The sequence below is a fragment of the Alistipes putredinis DSM 17216 genome, from assembly GCF_000154465.1.
Lineage (GTDB): Bacteria > Bacteroidota > Bacteroidia > Bacteroidales > Rikenellaceae > Alistipes > Alistipes putredinis.
Genome location: NZ_DS499577.1, coordinates 1,128,946 through 1,142,799 on the forward strand (window position 1 = coordinate 1,128,946; position 13,854 = coordinate 1,142,799).

At 48.8% G+C, this 13,854-nt stretch carries 13 protein-coding genes and 1 tRNA gene; 1 reads left to right on the forward strand and 13 read right to left on the reverse strand.

Annotation, left to right across the window (positions count from 1 at the left end; translation table 11 throughout):
• Positions 1-830 precede the first annotated feature (830 nt).
• From ALIPUT_RS05595 to ALIPUT_RS05610, 4 genes are all read right to left on the reverse strand, one after another.
• Entirely contained in the window at positions 831-1,445 is a 615-nt protein-coding gene (locus ALIPUT_RS05595; protein WP_004328787.1) for a hypothetical protein, read from the reverse strand.
• Positions 1,446-1,483: 38 nt separating this feature from the next.
• The gene (locus ALIPUT_RS05600; RefSeq protein ID WP_004328788.1) at positions 1,484-2,173 is read right to left on the reverse strand and encodes a PEGA domain-containing protein; all 690 of its coding nucleotides are present in this window, start codon (positions 2,171-2,173) and stop codon (positions 1,484-1,486) included.
• 420 nt (positions 2,174-2,593) lie between these two features.
• Positions 2,594-2,872, reverse strand: a complete 279-nt coding sequence (locus tag ALIPUT_RS05605; RefSeq protein WP_004328789.1) for a hypothetical protein — start codon at positions 2,870-2,872, stop codon at positions 2,594-2,596.
• Positions 2,854-3,255, reverse strand: coding sequence for a DUF6908 domain-containing protein (locus ALIPUT_RS05610; RefSeq protein ID WP_004328790.1), 402 nt, complete (start codon positions 3,253-3,255; stop codon positions 2,854-2,856). Before ALIPUT_RS05610 ends, ALIPUT_RS05605 begins: the two co-directional genes overlap by 19 nt.
• Before the next feature lie 465 nt (positions 3,256-3,720).
• On the opposite strand from ALIPUT_RS05610, the gene ALIPUT_RS05615 reads away from it, so the two are divergent.
• Entirely contained in the window at positions 3,721-4,653 is a 933-nt protein-coding gene (locus tag ALIPUT_RS05615; protein WP_004328792.1) for a Fic family protein, read from the forward strand.
• Positions 4,654-4,728: 75 nt separating this feature from the next.
• On the opposite strand, the gene ALIPUT_RS05620 is transcribed toward ALIPUT_RS05615, so the two are convergent.
• The 9 genes from ALIPUT_RS05620 to coaD all read right to left on the reverse strand — a co-directional run bounded on the left by ALIPUT_RS05620 (position 4,729) and on the right by coaD (position 13,652).
• On the reverse strand, positions 4,729-6,492 hold the full coding sequence (locus ALIPUT_RS05620) for a hypothetical protein (protein WP_004328793.1): 1,764 nt from the start codon (positions 6,490-6,492) through the stop codon (positions 4,729-4,731).
• 72 nt (positions 6,493-6,564) lie between these two features.
• Positions 6,565-7,155 carry a hypothetical protein gene (locus tag ALIPUT_RS05625; protein ID WP_229089941.1) on the reverse strand — a complete coding sequence of 197 codons (591 nt, stop codon included), beginning with the start codon at positions 7,153-7,155 and terminating at the stop codon, positions 6,565-6,567.
• A 397-nt stretch (positions 7,156-7,552) separates the two neighbouring features.
• Positions 7,553-8,470, reverse strand: coding sequence for a hypothetical protein (locus ALIPUT_RS05630; RefSeq protein ID WP_004328795.1), 918 nt, complete (start codon positions 8,468-8,470; stop codon positions 7,553-7,555).
• 172 nt (positions 8,471-8,642) lie between these two features.
• The gene (locus tag ALIPUT_RS05635; RefSeq protein WP_004328796.1) at positions 8,643-9,875 is read right to left on the reverse strand and encodes a site-specific integrase; all 1,233 of its coding nucleotides are present in this window, start codon (positions 9,873-9,875) and stop codon (positions 8,643-8,645) included.
• A 116-nt stretch (positions 9,876-9,991) separates the two neighbouring features.
• Positions 9,992-10,065: transfer RNA gene (locus ALIPUT_RS05640), tRNA-Arg, on the reverse strand.
• A gap of 313 nt (positions 10,066-10,378) precedes the next feature.
• Positions 10,379-11,428 carry a TlpA disulfide reductase family protein gene (locus ALIPUT_RS05645; protein ID WP_004328799.1) on the reverse strand — a complete coding sequence of 350 codons (1,050 nt, stop codon included), beginning with the start codon at positions 11,426-11,428 and terminating at the stop codon, positions 10,379-10,381.
• A gap of 24 nt (positions 11,429-11,452) precedes the next feature.
• Positions 11,453-12,088, reverse strand: a complete 636-nt coding sequence (gene ruvC, locus ALIPUT_RS05650) for a crossover junction endodeoxyribonuclease RuvC (protein WP_004328802.1) — start codon at positions 12,086-12,088, stop codon at positions 11,453-11,455.
• A gap of 39 nt (positions 12,089-12,127) precedes the next feature.
• Positions 12,128-13,165: a UDP-3-O-(3-hydroxymyristoyl)glucosamine N-acyltransferase gene (gene lpxD, locus ALIPUT_RS05655; protein WP_004328803.1), complete on the reverse strand. Its 1,038-nt coding sequence runs from the start codon at positions 13,163-13,165 to the stop codon at positions 12,128-12,130.
• Positions 13,166-13,178: 13 nt separating this feature from the next.
• Positions 13,179-13,652, reverse strand: coding sequence for a pantetheine-phosphate adenylyltransferase (coaD, locus tag ALIPUT_RS05660; protein ID WP_004328804.1), 474 nt, complete (start codon positions 13,650-13,652; stop codon positions 13,179-13,181).
• Positions 13,653-13,854 lie beyond the last annotated feature (202 nt).

Here is a 13,854-nt window from a genome sequence, read left to right on the forward strand (position 1 = left end):
TAGCCCCTCGTTTTTAGTCTGTCACTTGTCGTTGTCAAAGGAAAACCACATTTTTTCGGCCTGCCCTTAACCTTTTAAGATATATAGTATATATAACTCCATTTTTTGTGGAGTAATATTCTTTACCTCTAATACGTGCGTCTGTTCCATACTACCGTACGGTTCCTGCCGCTACTTTGCAAATTGCATCAGATAGTTTTCGCAGAATCCCGCTAACGGGAATTTCACCATCTCGTCCCGTCCGTCGGGCGTGGTGTAATGAAATAATATAGTGTTCGCTCTGACAAGGCAGTCGAATAAATTTACCGTTTCGCTCATGCCCTCCATCTTCATCTCGTTGGCGATTATTATTCCTATTATATCGTTTATCTCTTCAAGGTCGCTTTTCCACCCGATTATTCATTGTTTGTTCTTTACAAGTGCGATTTCGACGGGTTTATTTATGTCCGCTGTTTCGGGCGAGAAAACAAAGTAAAATATTTCGGGATAAATCTCATTTTGGGGCTTTATGGCAATTAAGCCTATTCCCTCTGTCTTGCTCCATTCGACCAACTTGCAAATAGCTTGTTTATCCTCTCATGCGTCGGTCTTTCATTCTGTTTTCGGTTGTTTGTATCTGTTCATTTTAGCTAAAATTTAATTGTTATTTATCTTTATAAAGATAAGATTATTAGCGGAATGAACAAAATAAGAAAGTGACAAACTCTGCAAAAGGGTCTTATAGATTAACCTTTTCACAAAGTCTGTCACTCGGAAAGAAAAGATAAACTTGGACAAATGGCATGAAATAAACCGCTTTGTCCAAGTTTGTCCTTAATAATCTTGAAACCTTACTGAATCAACTCCAAATCATCGAAATCTGCCACCTGTGCACCATAAGTATAGAAGCCTACACCATTGGAAATCAAATCACGGTAACGCAATTCAAGGGCGAGCATCCCGTTTACAAAAAACTCCAATTTCTTATAAGTGCTTTTAATGGAAAAATCAAATCGAGTATCTTTCTTTTTCGTGACCTTCAGTAAGTTTTTTGCCGCACCAACCAAATCGCCATCTCTATATTGGAGAAAATATGCTTGCTTATCATCAATTGCAAACAACATGAAATTTCTATCATCCAAATAGTCCAGAACGATGCCGACCATGTTGTTCTCATTGATTTTTTTAACATTTGCTTTGCATTTAATTTCAAAGTTTTTTTGAACATCAATGTTAGTAAAACAATGCGTCATGATTTCAGAAGCGTCCTTTACACCTCCAAGCAGGGAAAGCCCACCGCTTTTTTTGCCTTCAAGGTGCATGACACCTTCTTTAATAACGGCTTCCCCGTCCTTACCTGAAATTTCGGTCCATCCCATCGAGTTGGAATCGAACGTGTCTTTGAACGTTTGTGCATTAGCAGTCAGCGTTCCCAGCGCAAAAAGCGCAACTAAAAGTTTTTTCATAAGTTTAAGTTGTTTGAAATTAATAAAAAAGAGAATTATTACAATTTACCCAAGCGGGCTTGAAATTCACTAATCATTGGTTCAAGATCTTTGACAATGCGGTCAATTTCTTGGAATGATTCATCCCTTTGTGATGCAATTAGAGGGGCAACTTCGGAAGATATTTTTATTTGGAAAGTCAGATCGCCACCAAGATTGCTTTCTTTGACGGAAACACGAGTGCGAATTTGTTTATCCGCTTCGGGAAATGACTTATAGAGCCAAGGGGTTTGAATAAACCCCGATGCCATATCCGTTGTCTGAATTTCATCAAAATAGTTGAGAATCACTTGATGAATCATTTTCCATGCAAGTTCGGTATTGCGTTTTCCGCTTTCATCAACCGTGTAAAGGTCTTTCGATATTTTTACTGAGAAATATTTGTTGACAAGTCCCGATGCGACAGAAACATCAAAGAATGCATCACGACGCATCGTGTAAGAAACGGCTTTACGCTTGTCCGTTGTAAAGATTTTTGTTTCGAGAGTTACATATCCCTCTCGTTCGAACTTAACGACAATAAAGCCGTCTTTCTTTTTAAGTGTAGCCGTCGTAATTCCATCTGCGGCATAATTCCCGTCAATATAGATTTTGGCATCAGATGGAATAACCGTAATTTTCACTTCTTTTGCTGCCAGACAAATGGTTGCGGCAAACAGAGTACAGCATAACAATAAGATTTTTTTCATAGTAAGATTATTTAAGTTGAACAAGTTGTTTCAAATCTTACTATCCGCACCTCGATAGTGGTTCATATAAAAACAGAAAGCGTGGTGCTGAAAACTTATTCAAACTTGCAGGTCGTAGGAAACCGTGGTAGATAAATAAGCAACAACACCACGCCTATATCCACTTGTGGATATGACGCGGCAAGATGTTAGCCATTCTCTCTACCTTTTCGAATTTCCTACGTTCGCAAGTTGAGAACAAGCTACACTTTCCGTGTATTCAATATGTTACTGCAAAAGTAGCATATTCGGCGGAAATTGCAAAACATCTTGCCCTTTCGGGTGCTGTTGCCGTATTTAATTGTGCAAATTTCTGAAAAACAAAGTTTCTATCCAATAGCAGGGAGTATGGAATCGAAACTTTGTTAGTTGTAAGTTGGGTTAATCCATCCCGCAAATTTCTTGTATTACGCCGTCCATGTAAATCGCCTGCCCGCTGGATTGTCTGCCCCACCAGTAGCAACCGTATTCCTCGATGATAACCTCGCCCTGCTCTTTCAGTCGTTCGGCCAGCCAAGAATCAATCAGCCACCATTCCATAACATCATCCACGAACGGATAAAGATATTCTTCGGAAATAAGGTTTGCCCGTATCATTTCCTCGATAACCGTGCTTTGATTCTTCAAAACACAATTCTGTACTATTCGTTGTGCATCCATTGGATTTCCAGTTTTGAGGTTAGTTGCAACAGCCAACGGTTTACGAAACATGTTAAATTGTGTTGGTCTATTTCGTTGCGAGGTATTAATCCCTCTACCGTCGGTGTGGCGCAACATTTCTCGATTTCAAAAAAATCGTTGATGTAGTGGTAAGGGATAAACTGCCGTTTAATGGTGTTAAAAGCAAAAATCACTTCGGGGTCACGGAAAAGAACGCCATTTATTTCGATGTGCTGTGTCAGCGAAATAAGGTTGTACTTTCCGATGCAGTCAGTCAGTTTCACATGGATTGTCTGGCTTGCATTTTTGATTTTCAGTTTTTTAGCCCGCACGGCCAACAAGGTTTGCAGAATCTCTGTCGCCCTTTCATTTAATGTTTTCATGGTTTGTAAAGTTTAGAGTTATTCCCCATTACTTGTAAAAAGATAACTCCATTCATAACCAACTAAAAAGGCGGCATATCTCCATGTAAGAATAGCTTTCCGATTCTATATAATGCAAATAATTCTATGCTGTTATATGGTTTCGGGCATAAATAGGGAGCGGTCTGTTTTATGTGGAATCCTATTAAATGGTAAGTAAAAAATTCGATTTTCCATCCGAAAAGGGGGAGGGGTGAAAAATAGGGATTGTCCGCTCGGTCGGGGTATCTCGGTTTGTTTGTCTGCAAGTGACAACCTTTTCAGAAAAGGATATTTTATAGACCCTTTCACAAAGTTTGTCACCTTTTTGTTGCGGGACAATTTCGGTATAAATCGCACGATATGGGGAATGGATGATAAATAGATTTACCCAAAACTACCCTATAAAAGAAAGAATCGTTATCTTTGCCGAAAAGCAAGTGTATCATGTCCTATAAACCGCCTTACACCATTACGCCGAAGATCACGAATTTGGTTGCACAAATCAGCGAAGCAATCGGCAGCTATTATGCGCACGAAAATTTGCGTCTGCATCGTGTCAATCGAATCAAAACGATTCACGGGACGCTGGCTATTGAGGGCAACACGCTTTCGACGGAGCAGGTCACGGCGGTATTGGAGGGAAAACCCGTCGTTGCTCCTATTAACGAGGTGCAGGAGGTGCGCAACGCCCTTAAAGCGTATGAATTGCTCGACACGCTCGATCCCTGTAAAGTCGATGATCTGTTAAAGGCGCATGCCACGATGGAAGCGGGATTGATCGACGAAATCGGTTGTTTCCGCAAAGGCGGTGCGGGTGTGGTGTCGGGAAAAACGGTTATCCATTATGCGCCCGATGCCGAACGTGTGCCGTTTCTCGTAAACGATCTGTTCGAGTGGCTGCGCACCACGGATGAACACCCGTTGATCGCAAGTTGCGTCTTTCATTATGAATTCGAGTTTATCCATCCGTTCGCGGACGGTAATGGTCGCACGGGGCGATTGTGGCAGACATTGATTTTGAGCAGGTGGCGGCCTATCTTCAAAAACCTGCCGATCGAAAACATTGTATATAAGTATCAAAAGGAGTATTATAAGGCGATTGCCGTAAGCGGCGGTAAAGCGGGTTGCACGCCTTTCGTCGAGTTTGTTTTGGGGGTAATCGCCGAAACGCTCACTACCCAAGAAACTACCCGAAAAACTACCCAAGAAATTATTTTGGAAGCCATCGCCCGCAATCCCAGCATTACACGGGCGGAGTTGGCCGAGGTTGTCGGAATCTCACCCGACGGCGTGAAATATCATTTGCAGAAACTCACCAAGTCGGGCAGGCTCAAACGGGTGGGGTCTACACGCCGCGGGGAGTGGGTGATCGGGTGACAGGAATTCCGAAAAAGGTACTTTTATAGACCCTTTTCAAAAGTTTGTCACCGACCTGTTTTCACCCGTTACGGGCTATATGATCCGCTTTCCCAATTCGATGAACCGTTGTTTGTTGGTGCGCACCTCCCTGTACTCGAAATAGATTCCGATCATCTTTGCCGTCACTTTTTTGCGGTAGGGGATGCCGAGCCGCATAATCAGGTCGTTCATAAAACGGTTGACGACGCACACGGGTAGCTTGTCGCCCGTTTTCAGTTGGGCGTACACCTCCCCGCAGACTTTTTCCGAGGTCAGCAGTTGTTGGCTTTCGTTTTCCTGTATCTGTTTGCCGATTGCGTTCATGTTGTAGTTGTGCCGTTCGATCTCTGCCGCTCCGAGGGCGTAGTAGGCATCCACCATTATCGGCACTTGGCTTTGAATCTCCTCGCGCAGAAAGTAGTATTCATTCCACGTTCGGTTTTGTTCCAGTATCTCCAACTGCCGCACGATTTCGCGGAACAGCTCTTTCATTTTCAGTCGGGGATTTATGCGTTGCAGTCGGTCGCAGTCCGACAACGGATAGATATGTTCGGCGCAATCCGTGTGAAATGCTTTCGCGTACTCCTCCCGCACCAGTTCGGCGTCGGTGTAGTGCCGCTTGATCCGCTCGTCGTCGTAGGCGTTGTCCCACATGAACCAGTTGCGCGTTCCGTCGGCGTTCATGAACCGTTTGTAGTCCATTCCCTCCAACGCCTGCGCACGGGTATCGCAACCCGCCCCCGACGCTTCGATTTGCAGGACTTGTTTGTAAACCGCCTCGCACTCCTCCAACCTCATGGCGATTTCCTCCCGCGATTTGCAGGGCATCTCCTTATTGGTGCTGAAAATATGCGCGGCATCCTCCACGCCGTTGCGGAAGCGTCCGACGATCTGCACGGCTTCGGTCGTGGGGTCGATGACGGTGTGCGTCGCAAACGAAAGGTCGGTTACGATCAGCACGCAGGCTGTTGTCGGCAGTTCGATGTCCACCGCCGAAAAGAAACGGCTCGTGAAAAAGTTGATTTCATCCAGTTCTTCGAGCGAGGAGTAAGCCCGCGAAAAATCCCGCTTGCGGAGTTTCTTCACACTCTCGTAACTGCAAAAGACCTTGCACCGTTTTTCGATCTTATAGGTGCAGATCATGCAGTGGATCGTATCGGTCGAGTTCAGAAAGATGCAGAGCGGATGCCCTTTGCCTTTTACCTGTCCCATAAGGGTACGCACCCAGCCGACGGTGTTGTTCGTATGTATGAGCAACATTTTCGGCTTGTGGTCATAGGTCGGGCGGAGTATCTTCATCGTAAAGCCCTGCTGCTCGAAACGGGGATCGGACGGAATGATCGGCGTCGCAGAAACCATCGCCTTTTGCTTGCATCGGAAAAAATCATCCATCGGGAGCGTGATAGAGCCGCGGTAGCCTGCATCCTGTATCGTGCGTTCGCACTCGTCGAACAGCATGAACCATTCACCGTGCATATCCGTATGCGTCTGCACCATCGCCGAGCGGACTTTGGGGAAACTTTCGGGCGTGGTCATGATTTTCAGATAGCCGTCGTTGTAGTTCGTGTTCAGAAAGTCGATGATGTCCTCGGTCGTTACGCCCTCGAACACGCCGAGTATCTGCGGGTGCTTTTTCATCTTGCCCTCGATAACGGGAACATTCGGCTCGATGATGACGGAGTGTCGGGGCGCATTGATTTCGGCATAGGTCGCACCGCATCCCGTGACGGTCTTGTTGATGATCGAATTGGTAGGTATTTCGGGCATTACGGCGTCGAACCGCTGGCCTGCATCTATTGTGATATATTCAATCTTCATCTAATAATTTGATTTATAGTTAAAAAAAACTTGGGGAGCGAGCGGTGAAACCCGCTCCCCTCGTTCAGCAGTTTAGTTCAGCAGTTCGGTGATGTCCTCCATCGCTTCGGCAGGCATCACGACTTTGCCGTTGGGAAAGTGGTACTTTTTGGCGAGGTAGCCGATTCCCTCCTCGCTCTCATTGTACTCCTCGGAGGTGATCGGGGTCAGTTTCTCCACCTCGGCGGCCACCTCTGCCAGCCACTCGGACTGACAGCAGATTTCACGGTCGGGTTCAAACTCCGTTACTTCGGGCAACTCCTTACCCATCAGGAACGCCATCAGGTAGTTCCAGATTTGGGCATTGAGCAACAGCTTCCCGTCCAACTCGGTGTAACCCTTACGGATTCCGAACCACACGTAGCCGCATCCAGCCACGTCTACACGGGTGGTCACGATCAGGGTGGTAGCCCCTGCCGCAATCGCTTTCGCCAGCGTGCGGAACATTTTGGCATTCCCTGCGGGTTTGATTTTGATAATGCGAAGATTCATTTTCTCCTCCTGCTCCTCGGCGGCTTTGATTTCCGCCATCTTTGCCTCGTGTGCGATTGCCGAGGCCATCATCTCCTCTGCGCGGTTCCCAGCTACCTGCTGCGATTCCGCATTTTCTGAAATTGTAGTCATAGTTTTATTAAATTTGATGTTAATATTGTCGTTGATGTTTGCAAGCGTTTTCATAATCGTTATCTTTTTTATTAAGTTTTGTTGCCGCCTCTTTCGGGCTGTCGGCTACTCCCCGAATCACTCGAATAACCGTACGCTTTATTCGCGGATTCTGGCTATTGAACCTGCATAAATCCGACCTTTGGTGCCTTGGCGAAATATAAATAATAGCCAGCGAAAACTGACCTATTCATTACCTTTGCTGTCGAAAATATTGCAAAATATATCAGGGAAAATATTGTAAATCTGTCCGTTATGACAAAATGGCAGGTGTCATGACACTGGCAGATTTTTGGCAGAAAAAAGAAAGGGAACCGCGATAAACGGCTCCCTTAAATGGTATGGTTATATAGTCCGATCAGTCCAATAGCGGAAAATCAAAATCCTGCATGATAACCTGTCTTTGCAATGGTATCGGTCTGAATCGTGGTGCTTGGTTCATAGCCGCTCGTTTCAGATAGGCGGCAAGGTCGGCGCGGATTACTTTCGGGTCGTATTTGCCGCTCTCTCCTTTATTATTGGGATAACAACCCGTGACGCGTGTATAGTCGTGAATGAGTTGGCATAATTCGTTCGGCATATTGGGCTGGCTGGGGATTGCGTTTTCTTCATGGAGCATTCGGTAAATGCCGTATGCAACTGCCGAATAGATGGCATTCTTCTTTTCTCGCCCCGCAGACGGTTTGCGCCGTTGAATATCCTGCCGTGCTTCCTCGGCTGTCTGTACTTCGGGAAAATAGCTTGCAAGTTCCTTTTTAATCAGACGGAATAACCAGTTATTGCTGTTTGGAATAGAAATCTGTTCCGCTTCCCCATTATTGGTGCGAATTGTGATGGCGGTCTGTTTGTTGCTTTTAAGTGTCCGTGCCTCCATTTGCTCCATAAAAAGCAATAGGTGCGCCCATTCGCTTTGGTATATGTCCCAAGTATGAAACTGAACAAGGTCATTGTATTCGTTTTCGTCGATCTGCTGTTCGCGGATGCAGTAGGCCACCAGCAATAGGGCTTCCTCTATTATCGGGGTAATTGTCCCGTAAGAGTTGATAAGCGACAACAAATCATGGCATTCGAGGTGTCGAAACGGCAAAACCAGATTGCAATCCTCTTTAATGCTGTACTTTACGATATTACCCTCTCGGTGAGGTATCAGACATTTGGCATTTGAAAGTTCTTTGTTGAAATAACCTGCCGTGATGCCGAAATATTTTTCCAGTAAGGGCAGGCAAGCGGTGAAATATTCGGTTGTTACGGGGTAAAAGGTTTGTTCTTCTTGCATAGGAGTATCTTTATAAAGACGAATTTACAAAATTCCGCTTTCTGCCGCAACCGACGACCGCAGAAAAAAGAAAAGGGACTACCCGATGCAAGCGGATAATCCCTTAAAAGGTAGTGATAAATTTAGTTTTGGGGGCTATAAGATAGACCTTTTTTCAAACCTTGTCACCACCTCACAATAAGTTTTGCATGGCCGCATCTATCTGCGAGTTCTCGAATGAATCGAGGTAGATTTGCGTAATCTTTTCCGAACTGTGCCCCAGCGATTCCGAAATGATGGATGTCGAAACTCCCGACCTTTTCAGAACAGTTGCGAACGAGTGCCGCGCAACGTATGTCGTGAGCGTGATAGGCAGGTGCAGATGCTCGCCGATTAGTTTCAGATAGCGATTTATCCGCTTGTTCGTCCGTTGCACCCGTCCGTACTGCTGTTGTGCCGTAATGTGAACAGAACGCCTTAAAACAGGGAAAACATAGTCCTGCGGATGTGCGTTCGGTTGGCGGTACTTGTCGAGGATGTCGAGGGCGGCGGGTTGGAGTTGGAACGACAGGAGTTTACCCGTTTTCTGTCGGTTGAAAACCAGCCGCCCGTCCACGATGTCGGCATAGCGGATGTGCAGAATGTCGGTCAGATTGATGCCGCATGATAAATAGCTGAACAGGAACAAGTCTTTTGCCAGTTGCAGGAACGGTTTGGGGTACTTGGTCAGCGTCCGTACCTCGCAATCCATAATCCGCCGAATATCCTCTTTTGTCAGCGACCGTTTGGCCGTGGCTTCCTTGAATCGGCTCACTTTGAACGTGTCGAAAGGGTAGTCCGTTTTCTTGATTAGGCCGTCGGTGATTGCGCTGTTGTAGAGTACCCGCAACGAACGGAAACGGATGCCGATGGAGTTGTCGGAATAATGCCGTTCCACCCGCAGCCATTGTTCGTATCGTTTCAGCCACTCGGCGTCGATGTCTATAAAATAAAAGTCCAGCGAACGGCAGAATTTCGTCAGCGAGGTGCGGAGTTCCTGAAAGGTCTTGGCGTTGCCTACACGTTTCTCGGCCAGCAGGCGGTCGATGTAGCCGTTCAGATATTCGCCGACGGTTTGGCGCACGACCTTGCGGGATGCCTTTTCGACAAGCGTGTTCAACGTGTACTCCTTATCGCTGGTTTTGAAATCCATGACCTGACTTTGGAGTTCCTGCGTTTTCTGTTGGATAAGGGCTTCGATGCGCTCTTTGTCGGGACAGTTACGGCGCGGTTTACACTTTTCTGCATCCCAGTATTGCAGAGCGAGGGAAATGTGCAGACTGATGTACTTCCGTTTTCGGTTCTTCGTCAGCCGTAACATAATGGGATGCTGACCGTTGGATAATGTTTTGGATGTGTAGAGTACCGCCTCGATTGTTGTGTTCATCGGGAAAATTCGGTTTACACATTGGTTTACACAAACTGCGTAAACCGACGGAGAACGGGCTCAAAACAAGACACGAAAAAACCACCTACATCGCTGTAAGTGGTTGATTTTGAGAGTGACGCCGACAGGACTCAAACCTGTAACCTTCTGATCCGTAGTCAGATGCTCTATTCAATTAAGCTACGGCGCCGAATTGCGAATGCAAATGTAGTGTGAAAATTGCTCTTATGCAAATAATTTGTCGTAAAATTTACCAGTCTTTTTATTTTATATCTTGGTAAGAGGGGTAATTTTGAATATAATACATTGATAATGTTTGATTTGAGGTAATCTGTGCTTTGTTCGGATTCTTTTCCGGGAGTTTGTCGGTGGAAATATCGTTGCCGGGAAAAGAGGGCATTTGTCGTGTCCGACTGGCTATGGGGACCGGAGATTTGTCATACAAAAATTACCCCTGCGGGCTGAAATCCGCAGGGGTAATTCGATGATTTTGCCGGATGCGCTTATTTGACCAGTTCGGCGAGCTTCTCCTTGATTCCTTCGCCTCGCAGGTCTTTGGCGACGATCTTGCCTTCGGGCGAGATCAGGAAGTTGGTCGGGATGCTGCGGATTCCGTACTCTTCGACGATCGGGGCGCTCTTGCCGTCGGTGACGGCGATTACGTTGGGCCACGTCATCTCCTCTTTTACAAGGAATTCTTTCCAACTCTCGGCATCGTTGTCGAGCGATACGCCGTAAATGTTGAATCCTTTGGGGCCGAACTCCTTGAACGCCTCCTTCAGATAGGGCAATTCGCCGCGGCAGGGACTGCACCAGGTTGCCCAGAAGTCGATCAGCACCCATTTGCCGGGGCCGATGAGGGGTGTCACCGAAACGGTTTCGCCCAGGGAGTCGGGCAGCGCGATTTCCAGATAGGGCTTGCCGATTTCGGTATTTTCCTGGGCGGCGATCGATTTGGCGATGGCGGTCAGGATCTGGGTTTTCTGCATCTGTTCGGGGAATTTATTCAGGATTTCGCGGGCTTCTTGCGGTTCCATTTCGTTATAGAGGTTTCCGAAGAAGTAAACGCCGACCAGGTTGTCGGAGTTGTTGTCCAAAGCGCGGCGCATGATGCCGTTGGCTACCTGGTTCAGCGAATCGAATTTCTCCATGTCGTTTTCTTGCATGGCCACCAGGAATTGTCCCTGAAGCATGCCCAAAGAGTCGTTTATCGGCTGGAAAATCTCGTTCGAGCGGGTGCCGCCGACTTGGAATTGGCCCAGATCCGCAGTTTTAACGTCGATTTTTCCCGGTTCGAGGAAGATGAATCCGATGCCCTGGCGGTGCCGGTTGGTAAGGATGGCCAGGTCCGGCTGGTCGATCGTGCCTTTGATTTTGAACGTACCGTCCGCAGCGACGGCTGCCGATGCGATGGTCGGATTTTCGGGATTGCCTTGCATCAGGAATACGGAGTCCGTGATTCCCGGGTCCAGTTTGCCGGTGATGGTGTAGGTATTGCCTCCGCATCCCACGAGGGTGCCTGCGGCAAGAAGACCTATTAACGCTTTTTTCATAGTGCTGAGAAAGGATTAAAATGATTATTTGGTCGGTTTGTGATTCGTCTTTTGGGGTGTTCGCGGCGTTTGCCGGATTTCGCGCTGGGGATTATCCTTCAAAAACCGTTCCCAGCTCGAACTGCCCTTTGCCGAGGCAGCCTTGCGGCCTCCGCCGAGTCCTTTGAACCGATCTTCGCCGAGGGCGCCGTTCAATGGGTTCGAACTCATGAAATGGTGGCACAGGGCGACGGCCATACCGTCCGTAGCGTCCAGTCGCCGGGGCGGACGTTCGATCGTGAGCATGCTGCTGACGAGAGCCGCGACCTGCTCCTTGGGGGCCGAGCCTCGGCCCGTGATACACTGTTTGATGCGTGTGGGGGCGTATTCGAATACCTGCAGTCCGCGGCTCAACGCCGCAGCCATCGCCACGCCTTGCGCCCGGCCCAGCTTGAGCATCGACTGCACGTTCTCGCCGAAGAAGGGCGATTCGAGGGCCACCTCGCGGGGGCGGTATTCGTCCACGAGGGCACCGACCCGCTCGAAAATGTAGCGCAGCTTTTCGTAAGGATCGTTCATCCTGTGCAGGTCGATGTCGCCCAGCACGACCGATCGGACCTCCCGTCCGCAAACCTCCAGCACCCCGTACCCCATGTAGTTGGTGCCGGGGTCGATGCCCATGATGCGGTATGTCGTCGGGTCGGACACGGTGCAGGGACGTTACTTCTCCTTGAGGGCCGCGATCTCCTTTTCCGCCTGACTCACGCGGCGTGCCAGGTCGGGCAGGTTCTTGAAGATGGCCGATGCGCGGTGATATTGCATGCCGGGCAGCGCCGGATAGCCGAAACGTACTTCTCCGTCAGGTACGTCTTTGTCGAGACCGCTTTTGGAGCCGATGCAGACCCTGTCGCCGATGGTCACGTGGTCCGCGATGCCGACCTGTCCCGCGAGGAAACAGTTGTGCCCCACCTTCGAAGTGCCTGCGATGCCTGTCTGGGCCGAGGAAACGGTATTCTCGCCGATTTGCACGTTGTGGCCGATCTGGATCAGGTTGTCGAGTTTCACGCCCCGGCGGATGATCGTCGAGTCGGTCTTGGCCCGGTCGATGCAGGTGTTGGCGCCGATTTCCACGTCGTCTTCGACGACGACGTTGCCCAGTTGCGGAATCTTGTCGAAGCCGCCTGCGGCATTGGGAATGAAGCCGAAGCCGTCGGCGCCGATCACCGCACCCGCATGCAGGATGCAGCGGCTGCCGATCACGCACCCCTCGTAAATCTTGACACCCGGGTAGAGGATCGTTCCGTCGCCGACGGTCACGCCGTCACCGATATAGACCTGGGGATAGATTTGGCAGTCGGCGCCGATGCGGGCTCCCGCCTCGATAACGGCGAAATCGCCCACGTAACAATCTTCGCCCAGTGTCGCCCGCTCCGAGATCGAAGCCCGCTCGCTGATGCCCTGTTTGCGGGGTTTTGCGGCCTGATACATTTGCAGCAGTTTGAGCACTGCGGCGCCGGTGTCTTCGACTTTAATCAAGGTGGCGGTCACGGGTTCCGAAGGGGTGAAATCCTTGTTCACCAATACGATCGACGCACGGGTTTTGTAAAGGTGTTTTTCGTATTTGGGGTTGGTCAGGTAGGTCAGGGCGCCGGGTTCGCCCTCTTCGATCGAGGAGACGGTGTGCACCTTGGCCTCTTTGTCGCCTGCGACTTGGCCGCCGAGAAAACCGGCGATCATTTCTGCGGTAAATTCCATCATAGCAATATAGTAATCAGAGGTATTTTTTTATGTCTATTCCTTCGGGCATGAATTCATCGACCGTGCGGCCGAAAGCCAGTACTTCGCGTACGGTGCTCGAGGCGATGTCGGCTACGGGAGCCGGGGTGAAGAGCATCACGGTGATGATGTCGGGATGCAGGCGGTGGTTGGTCGCCTCCATCGTCCGTTCGTATTCGAAATCGGTGGTGTTGCGCACGCCGCGGATGATGGCCGAGGCATGCTGGTCGCGGGCGAAGTCGCCCGTCAGACCGGTATAGATTCTCACTTCGACCCGGGGGTTGTCCGCATAGAGGTCTTCGATGAGTTGTTTGCGGGCTTCGATGCGCAGCAGTCCTGCCTTGGAAACATTGTTGCCGATGCCGATGACGACCTTGTCGAAGATTCGCAGGGCATCGTCCACGAGTGCCTGATGGCCCCGGGTAAAGGGATCGAACGATCCCGGAAAAATGGCGATGGTGTGTGACATTGGGAGCAAAGGTAATGAAAATGAATACAGAATCCAACAAATGGATCCGGGGGTGTCGCCGAATGTATCCGACTTTCTGCAAAAGTAATGAAAATGAGTGCAGAATGAAACGAGCGAACTGTTTTTTATGCCGAGTGTATTCCGATCTTTTGTAAAGGTATTGCAAATAGGGTGGGACAAAGGAAACCTGTCCGGTTTGTAT

Excerpts from the sequence above, each read along its gene's own strand:
- ALIPUT_RS05595 (WP_004328787.1), bottom strand. The coding sequence starts at position 1,445 with ATGAAAAAACTTTTAGTTGCGCTTTTTGCGCTGGGAACGCTGACTGCT.
- ALIPUT_RS05600 (WP_004328788.1), bottom strand. The coding sequence starts at position 2,173 with ATGAAAAAAATCTTATTGTTATGCTGTACTCTGTTTGCCGCAACCATT.
- ALIPUT_RS05605 (WP_004328789.1), bottom strand. The coding sequence starts at position 2,872 with ATGGATGCACAACGAATAGTACAGAATTGTGTTTTGAAGAATCAAAGC.
- ALIPUT_RS05610 (WP_004328790.1), bottom strand. The coding sequence starts at position 3,255 with ATGAAAACATTAAATGAAAGGGCGACAGAGATTCTGCAAACCTTGTTG.
- ALIPUT_RS05615 (WP_004328792.1), top strand. The coding sequence starts at position 3,721 with ATGTCCTATAAACCGCCTTACACCATTACGCCGAAGATCACGAATTTG.
- ALIPUT_RS05620 (WP_004328793.1), bottom strand. The coding sequence starts at position 6,492 with ATGAAGATTGAATATATCACAATAGATGCAGGCCAGCGGTTCGACGCC.
- ALIPUT_RS05625 (WP_229089941.1), bottom strand. The coding sequence starts at position 7,155 with ATGACTACAATTTCAGAAAATGCGGAATCGCAGCAGGTAGCTGGGAAC.
- ALIPUT_RS05630 (WP_004328795.1), bottom strand. The coding sequence starts at position 8,470 with ATGCAAGAAGAACAAACCTTTTACCCCGTAACAACCGAATATTTCACC.
- ALIPUT_RS05635 (WP_004328796.1), bottom strand. The coding sequence starts at position 9,875 with ATGAACACAACAATCGAGGCGGTACTCTACACATCCAAAACATTATCC.
- ALIPUT_RS05645 (WP_004328799.1), bottom strand. The coding sequence starts at position 11,428 with ATGAAAAAAGCGTTAATAGGTCTTCTTGCCGCAGGCACCCTCGTGGGA.
- ruvC (WP_004328802.1), bottom strand. The coding sequence starts at position 12,088 with ATGGGCATCGACCCCGGCACCAACTACATGGGGTACGGGGTGCTGGAG.
- lpxD (WP_004328803.1), bottom strand. The coding sequence starts at position 13,165 with ATGATGGAATTTACCGCAGAAATGATCGCCGGTTTTCTCGGCGGCCAA.
- coaD (WP_004328804.1), bottom strand. The coding sequence starts at position 13,652 with ATGTCACACACCATCGCCATTTTTCCGGGATCGTTCGATCCCTTTACC.